This is a genomic window from Virgibacillus sp. NKC19-3 (assembly GCF_019837165.1).
Lineage (GTDB): Bacteria > Bacillota > Bacilli > Bacillales > Amphibacillaceae > Virgibacillus_L > Virgibacillus_L saliphilus.
In genome coordinates, this window is the sequence record NZ_JAGYHC010000001.1 from 2042027 (window position 1) to 2054927 (window position 12901).

At 36.7% G+C, this 12901-nt stretch carries 10 protein-coding genes and 2 pseudogenes; all 12 read left to right on the forward strand.

Annotated elements, in window-relative coordinates; all coding sequences use genetic code 11:
• Positions 1 to 2 precede the first annotated feature (2 nt).
• Positions 3 to 971: a PhoH family protein gene (locus tag KFZ56_RS09815; protein WP_222641775.1), complete on the forward strand. Its 969-nt coding sequence runs from the start codon at positions 3 to 5 to the stop codon at positions 969 to 971.
• A 58-nt stretch (positions 972 to 1029) separates the two neighbouring features.
• The gene (locus KFZ56_RS09820) at positions 1030 to 3162 is read left to right on the forward strand and encodes an HD family phosphohydrolase (RefSeq protein WP_222641776.1); all 2133 of its coding nucleotides are present in this window, start codon (positions 1030 to 1032) and stop codon (positions 3160 to 3162) included.
• Positions 3162 to 3626 carry an rRNA maturation RNase YbeY gene (gene ybeY, locus KFZ56_RS09825; protein ID WP_222641777.1) on the forward strand — a complete coding sequence of 155 codons (465 nt, stop codon included), beginning with the start codon at positions 3162 to 3164 and terminating at the stop codon, positions 3624 to 3626. The genes KFZ56_RS09820 and ybeY overlap by 1 nt, the downstream gene beginning before the upstream one ends.
• Positions 3616 to 3978 (forward strand): diacylglycerol kinase family protein, encoded by a 363-nt coding sequence (locus KFZ56_RS09830; protein ID WP_222641778.1) that lies wholly within the window; start codon positions 3616 to 3618, stop codon positions 3976 to 3978. The genes ybeY and KFZ56_RS09830 overlap by 11 nt, the downstream gene beginning before the upstream one ends.
• A 735-nt stretch (positions 3979 to 4713) precedes the next feature.
• The gene (gene era / locus KFZ56_RS09835) at positions 4714 to 5616 is read left to right on the forward strand and encodes a GTPase Era (protein WP_222641779.1); all 903 of its coding nucleotides are present in this window, start codon (positions 4714 to 4716) and stop codon (positions 5614 to 5616) included.
• 97 nt (positions 5617 to 5713) lie between these two features.
• Positions 5714 to 5860, forward strand: a complete 147-nt coding sequence (locus tag KFZ56_RS09840; protein ID WP_222641780.1) for a YqzL family protein — start codon at positions 5714 to 5716, stop codon at positions 5858 to 5860.
• An 84-nt stretch (positions 5861 to 5944) separates the two neighbouring features.
• Complete coding sequence (gene recO, locus KFZ56_RS09845; RefSeq protein ID WP_222641781.1) at positions 5945 to 6703, forward strand: DNA repair protein RecO; 759 nt, start codon at positions 5945 to 5947, stop codon at positions 6701 to 6703.
• Positions 6704 to 6992: 289 nt separating this feature from the next.
• Entirely contained in the window at positions 6993 to 7871 is an 879-nt protein-coding gene (gene glyQ, locus KFZ56_RS09850) for a glycine--tRNA ligase subunit alpha (protein WP_222643963.1), read from the forward strand.
• Positions 7872 to 9956 carry a glycine--tRNA ligase subunit beta gene (glyS, locus tag KFZ56_RS09855; protein ID WP_222641782.1) on the forward strand — a complete coding sequence of 695 codons (2085 nt, stop codon included), beginning with the start codon at positions 7872 to 7874 and terminating at the stop codon, positions 9954 to 9956.
• 86 nt (positions 9957 to 10042) lie between these two features.
• The gene (ccpN, locus tag KFZ56_RS09860) at positions 10043 to 10672 is read left to right on the forward strand and encodes a transcriptional regulator CcpN (RefSeq protein ID WP_222641783.1); all 630 of its coding nucleotides are present in this window, start codon (positions 10043 to 10045) and stop codon (positions 10670 to 10672) included.
• A 15-nt stretch (positions 10673 to 10687) separates the two neighbouring features.
• Positions 10688 to 11489, forward strand: a pseudogene (locus KFZ56_RS09865) (pyruvate, water dikinase regulatory protein).
• Between the two features lie 405 nt (positions 11490 to 11894).
• Positions 11895 to 12874: pseudogene (gene dnaG, locus KFZ56_RS19875) on the forward strand (DNA primase); the annotation flags it as partial.
• Between the last annotated feature and the right edge of the window lie 27 nt (positions 12875 to 12901).

Here is a 12901-nt window from a genome sequence, read left to right on the forward strand (position 1 = left end):
TTATGTCGGAAAACCTTACAGTTATAGACTTACAATTAACAAGTTCAAGCGAAGCGTTAGCTTTGTTTGGAACCAATGATAAATATTTAAAACAATTGGAAGAAAAATTAAATGTTTCTATTGTAACGCGAGGGGAAAAAATTAGTGTTTCTGGATTAGATGAAGACATCTCACTTGTGCAGGACGTTCTTTTAGCCTTATTATCCGTTATTAGGAAGGGGCTATCGATTTCGGAGCGGGATGTTATTTATGCAGTTGATTTGGCAAAATCTGGAAAAATAAAGCAATTTGAAACACTCTATGAAGATGAGATAACAAAGAATGTAAAAGGAAAGCCGATCCGGGTTAAAACATTAGGGCAAAAAGAATATGTTGCTAATATCAGAGCAAATGATCTTGTTTTTGGTATTGGGCCTGCAGGTACTGGTAAAACTTATTTAGCTGTTGTAATGGCCGTTCATGCGTTAAAAAATGGTCTGGTAAAAAAAATTATATTAACACGACCTGCGGTTGAAGCAGGAGAAAGTCTAGGGTTTTTACCTGGTGATCTAAAGGAGAAGGTAGATCCATATCTAAGACCATTATATGATGCATTACATGATGTACTTGGTGTGGAACATACCTTGCGTTTACTTGAAAGAGAGGTAATAGAAATCGCTCCACTAGCATATATGCGTGGACGAACCCTTGATGATGCTTTTGTTATATTGGATGAAGCACAGAATACAACACCAGAGCAAATTAAGATGTTCTTAACTCGTTTAGGGTTTGGATCTAAAATGATTGTTACCGGTGACGTTACACAAATAGATTTACCACAAGGAGCGACATCAGGCCTTAAAGTTGCAAGTAATCTTTTGTCTTCTGTTAAAGGGATAGCCTTTATACACCTTGATCAGACAGATGTAGTTAGACATCCATTGGTACAACGAATTATCGATGCTTATGAAAAAAATAGTTCGCATTCTTAGGTAAGCTAATAAGATTAAATTATTTATTTCTAAACAATTCGTAATACGGGGTGAACAAATGAAAAAGAGAATGAAGGTTCCTATAAAAAAGGCATTGTTCCATACGAAAAATCAATGGTTTTTAATCGTATTACCTGTATTTGTATTGGGTATTTTTTTCTTTTTTATAACATTAAATAATGTTCACACCCAAACGTATGATTTAGAACGCTTTACTAGTGCGAAAGAAACAATACGATCTCCTGTAACGGTTGAGAAGGAACAGGAAACAGAGCAAAGGACGAGAGAAGCTGTCCAATCTGTTGAAGATCGATTTAACATATCAAACGAAGTAACCGAGGAACGCGTTGCATATATTGAAGAAATTTTCGATGCCATCGCAACATTAGAAGAGGAAAATCTTGATACGGAAGAAGAGGATACAACTAGTCCACTAACAGACTTGGAGAAAGTTCAGCAATTAAAACAGATATTATCTCCTGAAATAGCGAATGCTATAAGTGATGATGTATTCATACAACTTATCGATTTACCTACTAGCGCTCGGGAAGAAGGAAAATCGCTATTTATTTCTGCTTTAAAGGAATCAATGGAAAGTGGTGTTCGCACGGAAAATAGAGAATCTGCAGTTGCAAATGTAAAGCAACGTATTAAATATTCAGCACTTCATGCAGATACAAAAGATCCTTTAACACAGATAAGTGAATTTGCAGTTGTTGAAAATGCTTTTTTCGATGTAGAAGAAACAATGGAAGCACGAAAAGAGGCAGCAAGTAATGTGGAGCCTGCATTAATACGAGCAGGTGATGTTATTGTCCAAGAAGGGCAAATCATAACAAACGGAATTCATGAAGAACTTGGGTTGACCGGACTTTTAAATAATGAACGAAATATCTATCCAGCTATCGGGTTAGCTGTGTTAATCACCCTTATATGCAGTGTGATTGCATATGAAATGTTCAACCTTTCCAGACAGAATCGGTTAGATAAAAGCAAAATCATTTCTGTCTTCTTTATTAGTATTATCGTTATTGCTCTTATGAAAGTAGTAAGTTTATATACAACAGAAGGAAGTGAATTATTTTATATTGTGCCGGTTGCTACAGGAGTTTTGTTAATTAAACAACTAATTAGTGAACGACTTTCCATTATTCTTAGTACACTTTATGCTATCTTGGGAAGTATCATTTTTAGTGACATACCCGGCTCATTTAATGTTGAAGCTGGAATTTATTTCTTTTTCTCCCAACTTGCTGGAATTCTTTGTTTAATACATGTAAAAGATCGTTTAGCAATCCTAAAAGCGGGTATTGGAATGACGATAGTACATGTTACAGTTGTATTATTATTTATATTTCTTTCATTTGAAAATTATGCGTTAAGTGATCTATTTACGCAATTCAGTTTCGCCATTGCTTCTGCTTTTCTTTCAGCAGTGTTGACACTTGGATTACTGCCTTTTTTTGAAACAGGTTTAGGAATCCTATCCGATTCAAAATTATTACAGCTCTCGAATCCGAATCAGCCATTGCTTAAAAAAATATTAACGGAGGCTCCAGGTACATACCATCATTCTGTAATGGTAGCAAACTTGAGTGAAACAGCATGCGTAGCAATAGGTGCCAACGGATTACTAGCAAGAGTTGGCGCTTATTACCATGATATAGGTAAAACATTGCGTCCTCATTATTTTATTGAGAACCAATTATCCCTAAAGAATCCGCATGATCAAATGTCGCCGGGAGAAAGTGCAGAAATAATTATCAGCCACCCATATGATGGAGCTGAAATGTTAAAAAAACACCGACTTCCGAAAGAAATTATTGATATTGCTAAACAGCATCATGGTACAACTTTATTGAAATACTTTTATTATAAAGAAAAAGAAATTAATAAACAGGTAAGCGAAAAAAACTATCGTTATCCAGGCCCCAAGCCACAAACAAAAGAAGCAGCCATTATTTGTATATGTGATTCGGTCGAAGCGGCAGTACGTTCATTACAAGAACCAACGGAGGAAAAAATTGAAGAAATTGTCGCATCGATTGTGAATGATCGTATGCTGGATGGCCAATTTGATGATACCCCAATCATGTTAAAAGAACTTTACACAACTCAACGAACGATTTGTGAAACACTTAAAGGTATTTTTCATTCGAGAATTCAGTATCCTATGAAGGAGGCAAAATAATGTATATTGACTTTCATGATTCAACCAATTCTGTTCCTACCGATTATATTGATTTATTACATCGTCTACTTTTATTTTCAGCTGAGCAAGAGGGAGTTTCCAAGGAAGCTGAAATATCAGTGAATTTCGTGGATGATAAAGAGATCCAAGAGTTGAATCGTAATTATAGGCAGCAGGACCGGCCAACAGATGTTATTTCCTTTGCTTTGGAGGATACGGTCGAAGGGGAATTAGATATTATCGGTGAAGATATTCCATTAGTTTTAGGAGATATTGTTATCTCTGTTGATAAAGCGAAGGAACAGGCCATAGAATATAACCACTCCTTGGAGCGGGAAGTGGGTTTTTTAACCGTACATGGATTTCTTCACTTATTGGGATATGATCATCAAGAACAGCAAGAGGAAACAATTATGTTTCAAAAACAGGAAGATATATTGAGGAAGTTTGGCATTGAAAGGTAGAAAAAAGCCGCTTGGATTTTCCTTCGCTTGGAATGGGATACGTGAAGTTATCAGAACAGAACGGAATTTTCAAATTCATCTCACTGTTACGCTCTTTGTTGTAATAGCAGGTTTTTTCTTTCGATTGTCAAATATTGAATGGGGAATTCTTGTTCTGGTTATCGGTTTGGTGTTAGTTACGGAAATGACAAATAGTGTTATTGAAAAAATGATGGATTATATAAAACCAGATATGCATCCAACTGCACGTGTGATTAAAGATGTAGCTGCAGGGGCCGTTTTAATGGCAGCACTGATTGCAGTTATTATAGGACTATTGCTATTTCTTCCAAAACTTTATATGCTATTTTAGAATTGCCCTGTTAGTCAGGGTTTTTCTTTTTACATAAGGTTGTTTCTACTTCTGGCACAAAAGATAGAAACTGCGGCGTAGTGAAAGTAACTTTATGAGAAGGCTCTCGTTCTAATGATAGTTGAGCGTAGGATACCGCTACGGAAACACATTTCGCTTTTCGCGGGGGCTGATGAGCCTCCTCGTGCTAACCGCACTTCGGTGTCTCATCTAGGCCTTTGCTCCCGCAGGAGTCTTCATGTGTTTCCTCCGCTGGTGGTCCCATTCCTACCGTTAAACTGCATTTGTAAGCATATCAAACATATCGAAGCTCTCTTACCAGTTCGGTGTTGAATACGAATGAAATTTAGCGACAGAAACTGTGACATTAGCGGAGGAAATACACGGAGACTCCGGCGGGAAGAAAGGCATCGGTGAGACCCAGTAGTGCGCACGTCAGGAAGGGGCTCACCAGCCGCCCTAAGGTGCGCGAAGTTGTATTTCCGTAGCGGTATGCCTACTCTCAACCAAAGTTTGCAAAATGAAATATCACTTTGTCGCAGTTTACATCAACTGTGATGATTAAAACGAAAAGTACGTTATGAATAGGTTCTTACAACCAATCATGTGAAAATACCAGGGGTTGTGTCTTATTTTATAGAAGAAGAGAAACTTTTTAAAGGTTTTGTCGAATGGATGAAAGCTGGGTATATTTGTAGTATTATAAAACATAAGAAGTGCATGGAGGATTACAAGATGGAACAAATTTTTAAATCTGGATTTATTGCAATCATTGGCAGACCGAATGTTGGAAAATCAACATTTATGAACAAAGTTATTGGCCAGAAGATCGCTATCATGAGTGATAAGCCACAAACTACAAGAAATAAAATCCAAGGTGTATTAACCCAGGAAGATGCACAAATGGTCTTTATTGATACACCAGGTATTCATAAACCAAAGCATCGATTGGGTGATTTTATGATGCGGATTGCTGAAAACACATTAAATGAAGTTGATGCTATCTTATTTATGATTGATGCAAAAGAAGGATACGGTAAAGGAGATCAATATATTTTAGATCGTCTGCAGCAGGTTAAACGTCCTGTATATTTAATTATCAACAAAATAGATTTGATTCATCCAGACGACCTATTTTCCTTAATCGAGCAATACAGGGTAAAACTTACATTTGAAGAAATTATTCCTATTTCTGCCCTGCAAGGAAATAATGTAGGACATCTACTTGATGTGTTGAAGACACATTTGCCAGAAGGTCCGAAGTACTATCCGGAAGATCAAGTGACCGATCATCCAGAGCGTTTTATTATCAGCGAGTTAATAAGGGAAAAGGTTCTAGCGTTAACAAAAGAAGAAATACCGCATTCCGTAACCGTGGTTATCGAGAATATGGAAACAAGGGAATCAAATGCTATATTTATTCAAGCTACCATAATAACCGAGAGAAAAACACAAAAGGGAATACTAATTGGTAGGCAGGGAAGCATGCTGAAAAATATTGGGAAAAGTGCCCGAAAAGATATTGAAGCTCTACTTGGCACAAAAGTTTATGTAGAACTATGGGTGAAAGTAAAGGAAAATTGGAGAAACAGGCAAAGTCAACTTACACAATACGGTTATCGTGATGACGAATATTAAACATGGTAAATTTTTATACTAATTGTTTCTGCAGCTGTGGAAATTCTAAGTAGTGAGTTACATTTTCAAACATGTTAAAAGAAAGGTGGGGTTTCTTGTGATCGATATTACTTGGAAGCTGTTCAGTCAAACGGGAAACATTGAAACCTATTTATTAATGAAAGAGTTGGAAAATGATTCAAAGTCACATGAGGTCACACAGACTGCAAATGTGGATAGTAGACCACTAAATACAAACGTATAAGTAATAAGCACTGTCGCTTTAATGGACGCGGACCCGATTAACTTTAGAATGTTGATTAATCGGAGAAGATTAGAGGTGTGAGGCGTGCTCGAAAAAATGGATGGAATTATTATTAAGACACAAGATTATGGTGAAACACATAAAATTATAACCATTTTTAGTAAAAAGCTTGGGAAGTTCTCTGCTATTGCCAGAGGAGCAAAAAAACCGAAAAGCAGAATGGCTGCAGTCACGCAGCCATTCATATATGCTCAATTTTTTGTTTATGTCAATAGTGGACTGAGTACAATTCAACAAGGAGAAGTGATATATTCATTCAGATCCATTCGTGAAGATATTATAAAAACTGCCTATACAGCTTATATTACAGAATTGACAGATAAACTTACCGATTTTCAAACGCCGGATATTTATATATATGATCAATTATATCAAACGATGAATTGGATTTCCGAAAATGAGGATGTAGATATCCCGATCATGATGTATGAGTTAAAACTGTTTAAAAAGGGTGGATTTGCACCAATCGTTGATAGATGTGTTCATTGTGGAAATAAAGATACGATTGCAGCCTTTTCTATTGCAGAAGGGGGATTGTTATGCAATCGCTGCAGGCATTTGGATCAAGAAGCGATTTCCATACCTTCATCAGTAGCTAAACTCCTGTATATGTTTTCAAGCGTTGATCTTGAAAGAGTCGGTTCTATTTCTGTCAAAACAAAAAATAAACATTTACTAAGGCGAATTTTGGATGCTTATTATGATCAGTATGGGGGCTACTTTTTAAAATCACGTAACGTATTAAATCAATTGGAACTTTTTAGATATGAGAATTCTTATTGACATATATGAATAGATACAGTATTATTTATACATAAATTCAATAAAAATGATATGTATTGCTAAGAAGGAGAATAGTACTTATTTGACTATTGGTAGCGAGTCCAGATCAGTGTAAGCTGGATAATAGAAGAATAAGGAATGGCACTCTGGAGCAAATATAATAAGTGGCTCTAATTTTATGAGCAAATAGGGTGGAACCACGGCTAAAAACCCGTCCCTATGTCTATATTTAGACATAGGGACGGGTTTTTAATGATGTGTCTAAAGAAAGTAGGGAGGAATTGTGATGATGAGTATCCAAGAAATCATTTTAAAACTTCAGAAACACTGGTCTGAGCAGAATTGTATTATTATGCAAGCTTATGATGTAGAAAAAGGGGCAGGAACAATGTCACCAATGACATTACTGCGCAGTCTTGGGCCGGAACCATGGAATGCGGCATACGTAGAACCATCACGAAGACCAGCGGATGGTCGCTATGGAGAAAACCCGAATCGATTGTATCAGCATCATCAATTTCAAGTTGTTATGAAGCCATCTCCGGATAATATTCAAGATTTATACTTGGAGTCATTGGAACAGCTTGGGATTGATCCACTGCAACATGACATCCGCTTTGTGGAGGACAATTGGGAAAATCCAACCCTTGGTGCTGCTGGATTAGGCTGGGAAGTATGGCTAGATGGGATGGAAATTACACAATTCACATATTTCCAGCAAATTGGTGGACTAGAAGCGAGTCCCGTAACAGTAGAATTAACCTATGGTATTGAACGTCTGGCATCTTATATTCAAGATAAAGAAAATGTATTTGATTTAGAATGGACAAATGGGGTTACGATAGGAGATATATTTTTTCAACCGGAATACGAACATTCAACCTATACATTTGAAGAATCAAATACCGATATGTTGTTTCAGTTATTTTCCATGTATGAACAGGAAGCAAAAGTAACCATGGAAAAAGGGCTGGTTTTCCCGTCTTATGATTATGTACTAAAATGTTCGCATACATTTAATTTGCTTGATGCAAAAGGAGTTATATCTGTAACAGAGAGAACCGGTTATATTACAAGAATCAGGAAGTTAGCCAGAAGTATTGCAAAGACTTATGTTGCCGAAAGAAAACGGCTTGGATTTCCTATGTTAAAAAAGGAGGCGAAATAAATGGGGAAAGATGCCTTATTTGAAATTGGACTCGAAGAATTACCTGCACGATTTATCGATGATGCAGAAGATCAACTTGCTGAGCGGACAAAAAATTGGTTGGAAGAAGAACGAGTATCTTACGGAAGTATAACAACGTTTTCTACACCAAGAAGACTCGCCGTAAACATTCAAGACATGGCAGAAGAGCAAACAACGATAGAAGAGGAAGCAAAAGGACCAGCGCTAAACATAGCTAAAGATGAAGAAGGCAAGTGGTCAAAAGCAGCATTAGGCTTCACAAAAGGGCAAGGAAAAACAGTAGAGGATATCTATACAAAAGAGGTAAATGGAACCTCCTATATTTTTGTTAAAAAACATATCGAGGGAAAGAAAACCACGGATTTATTACCCGAGTTTAAAGCAATCATTACGTCCATCCAATTCGGAAAAAATATGCGTTGGGCTGAGGAAACGCTAAGATATGCTCGACCGATCCGTTGGCTTGTAGCTTTGTTCGGTGAAACTGTGATTCCTTTTGAAATTGCTCAAGTAAAAACAGGTAATAAAACATTCGGTCATCGGTTTTTAGGAGGAACAATCACACTCAAAAAGCCATCAGAATATCAATCCGCTTTGCGTAAAAATTTTGTTTTGGTTGATACCAATGAGCGTGAGCAGTTGATTTTAGACGGAATAAAGAGGCTGGAAGAAAAGGAAAACGTCCAAATTCCCGTTGACCAGGAACTACTGGATGAAGTACGTAATTTAGTGGAATATCCAACTGTATTTATTGGTTCATATGATCAAAAGTTCCTGCAGTTGCCTTCAGAAGTATTAATCACATCTATGAAAGAGCATCAACGTTATTTTCCTGTGAAGTCTAAGGATAATGATCTCCTTCCTTATTTCGTTGGTGTTAGAAATGGCGATGACCACGAGCTTGAGACTGTTATAAGGGGAAACGAAAAGGTACTTCGTGCACGGCTGTCGGATGCGCAGTTTTTCTATGAAGAGGATCAAAAACATTCCATTGATTCCTATTTAGAAAAACTAAAGCGTGTTGTTTTCCAGGAAAAGTTAGGAACGATCAGTGATAAAGTAAAGCGTGTGGTTCATCTTACCACCAAGCTGGCAGATTTATTGAATATTGATGAAAAGGCAAGAGATATAGCTGTAAGGGCTGCAGAAATAAGTAAGTTCGATTTAATGACAAATATGGTAAATGAATTTACCGGTTTACAGGGAGTAATCGGAGAAAAATACGCTCTTCATTATGGTGAGGATAAAAATGTATCGAAAGCAATAAGGGAGCATTATTTACCTAAGCAGGCAAATGGGGAGCTACCTGAGTCACTTGCAGGTTCGATTGTAAGTGTTGCTGACAAACTGGATACCATTGTAGGCTGTATTGCCGTAGGGTTAATACCAACAGGTTCAGCAGACCCGTATGGTTTGCGTAGACAGGCGACAGGGGTACTTCGTATCTTGAAAGACAATAAGTGGAATGTTTCATTCGAGCGTCTGTTAGACATCACCCAAAATCTATACCAACTTATGGATATTGACCAAGAGGATAGTGAAAAAGTGAAAGACAACCTGCATGAATTTTTCCAGCTTCGTACTGCGTATTTGCTCAACGAAGTACACATTGAACAAGACATTGTGCATGCAGTGCTAAATAGGGAAATTGGTGTTGTACATTATACATTTTCAAAAGCGAATGTCTTAACAGCAAAACGTAATGACGATCAGTTTAAGCATATTCAGGAAGCGTTGGTTCGTGTCTTAAAGTTATCAACCAACTCCAATCAATCAGACATATATCCGGCATTTTTTGAGACAACAACAGAGCGGACATTATTTGAAATGTATCAATCTGTATGCGGTAACTACCATGAAGCTAAGCAGGAAATGAAAGCAGATTGCGCTTTGGCCAAACTTGGGGAACTAGCTGATCCTATTCATCATTTCTTTGAATATAATATGGTAATGGCTGAAGATAAGCAGCTCCGGGAAAACCGTCTTGCCCTTATAAATAAGATTGCTTATTTAATAACCGACTATGCTGATTTGTCAGCTGTAGAGTGGAAACAACACTTTTAAAACACAGGCGCATATTTTCTTTTGCTCATAATTAGTATATAATACTTGGACATAGTATGTCATAGTGTTTTTTAGGTGGTGAGAAGGTGGAATTATCTAATAGGCAACAACAGATCATTGAAATTGTTAAAGATAATGGACCTATTACCGGTGAGAAAATTGCGGATCGTCTACACTTGAGACGAGCTACATTGCGTCCGGATTTGGCTATATTGACAATGGCTGGATTTTTGGAAGCTAGGCCCCGTGTCGGCTATTTTTATACTGGCAAAACTGGTTCTGAATTACTTACTGAAAAAATTAAAGAATATAGAGTTCATGAATTCCAACATGTACCAATTGTAGTGAAAGAACACACATCGGTATATGATGCTATTTCCACCATGTTCTTGGAGGATGTCGGCACATTATTTGTTGTCGATGATAGTGCCTGTATAATCGGTGTACTTTCCAGAAAGGATTTGCTGCGAGCTAGTATTGGCAACCAGGATTTAAACGCTATCCCTGTCCATATTATCATGACAAGGATGCCCAATATAACTGTCTGTAGAAAAGAAGATCTATTGATTAATGTTGCACAGAAATTAATTAATAATCAAATCGATGGAGTACCGGTTGTGAAGGATGCCCAAGCTGGACTGGAAGTGGTAGGACGTATTACGAAAACTACGATAACGAAAGTGTTTGTTGAACTGATTAGACAAGACGATATATAAGGGGAGTGAGCTTCTATGGATGGTAAACCAATTGTTTATGTGCTATCTGATTCTGTTGGGGAAACAGCTGAACTCGTTATTAAAGCTGGTTTAAGCCAGTTTAATAATGGGGAATTTAAAATACAACGGATTCCATATGTGGAAGATATAGGAACGATTAATGAAGCCATTCAGTTAGCGAAGGAAAAAAGGGGATTATCGGCTTTACATTGGTAGATCCCGTCTTAAGAGATTATTTAAATGATCAGGCAAAACAGATGAATATAGAAGCTATTGATATTATGGGGCCAATGTTATCAGCTATGGAGCGCGTTTTTGACAGTCCTCCCAGACTAGAGTCGGGGTTAGTTCATAAACTTGATGAAGATTATTTTAAACGGGTGGAAGCCATTGAATTTGCTGTAAAATATGACGATGGACGGGATTCAAGAGGAATTGCGAGAGCAGATATCATTTTAATAGGTGTGTCACGCACCTCCAAAACCCCTTATCTCAATATTTGGCTCATAAGCGATTAAAAGTTGCGAATGTGCCCATTGTCCCAGAAGTGGACCCACCGGAAGAATTATTCGATGTTGATCCAAGAAAATGTATCGGGTTAGCCATTAGTCCGGAAAAATTGAATGAAATTAGGAAAGAACGTCTCAAAGCTTTGGGTTTAGGTGATCAAGCAACTTATGCAAATATAAAAAGAATTCATGAGGAGATCGATTATTTTAATAAAATAGTTGAAAGAATAGGGTGTGAAGTTATTGATGTTTCCCATAAAGCTGTTGAGGAAACAGCAAATATGATTCAACACACCATTAATAAATAATAGTAATTCTGTTAGACGCTTCTTGAATATAAACAAGGTGAAAAAGCATTCCATAAGTTTATGGCATGTTTTTTCCTCTTTTTTCTACTAAATTCCTACTAATTTTTATAAATCATAGACTTTTTTATAGCATTTTGTCCATACTGTATTATAATTAACATTTGTGCAAAGTTATATATGATATCAAGCTGGTATTCTGAAAAGTAAAACATTCAAAATAAGGAAGGATAATCATATCCAGAAGTAGAATTAATGTAAAGTAGGTAAGCAAGACAAAAGAATGGAGAAGAAGATCCTTCAAAATGTAACAAGAAGGAAATTTTTTTCAAGTTAGAGAAAAAAATGTCGAATGATGAAGGATTTTTTCATATGCATCTCGAATATTAATGCAGAATGGTGATTTATATGGCCAATCAAATACCAGATGAAGTGGTAGAAGACATTCGTAAGGCTAATGACATTGTTGATGTAATTGGCGAGTATGTACAATTGAAGAAACAAGGAAGAAATTATTTTGGCTTATGTCCATTTCATGGTGAAAATACTCCTTCTTTTTCAGTTACGCAGGAAAAACAAATTTTTCATTGTTTTGGTTGTGGAAAAGGTGGAAATGTAATGACGTTTCTGATGGAGATGGAGAACTATTCTTTTTATGAAGCATTACAATTTCTTTCCAATCGAAGTGGTATAACCCTACCGGAATCAGGGGTTAAACAAGAATCGTCTTTATCCAGTGAAAATCAAGGGATTCTATCCGCCAATGAATGGCTTACGAAACTTTATCATCATTTATTAAGATATACGAAAGATGGGAAAGAGGGATATACCTATTTTCGAGAAAGAGGACTTGAAGACGAAACAATTGAGGTATTTCAATTAGGATTTGCACCTAATGTAAAAGATTTCACCAGAGATTTCCTTGAAAAAAGGGCTTTCATCAACAATTATTAATAAAAGCAGGTTTACTATCATTAAATAATGATAATAGTGTAACTGATCGTTTTAAAGGAAGAGTAATCTTTCCAATCCGTAACCATCTAGGTAAAACAATCGGATTTGGCGGTCGCACCATTACGGGGCAAGAACCTAAATATCTAAACAGCTCCGAAAGTGATCTGTTTCAAAAAGGCAAACTTTTATTTAATTTTGATTTAGCTAAAAAGCATATTCGCAAGAAAAATGAAGTAATCTTATTTGAAGGGTATATGGATGTTATAGCAGCATACCAGGCTGGCGTTAAAAATAGTGTTGCTACACTGGGAACTGCATTATCACAAAATCAGGCTAAGCTCTTAAAACGCTATGTTGATACAGTGATATTGTGTTATGATGCCGATGATGCCGGTCTTGAGGCGACATATAAATCTGCAAATTTACTGCGTCAGGTTGGCTGTCATGTTAAAGTTGCTAAT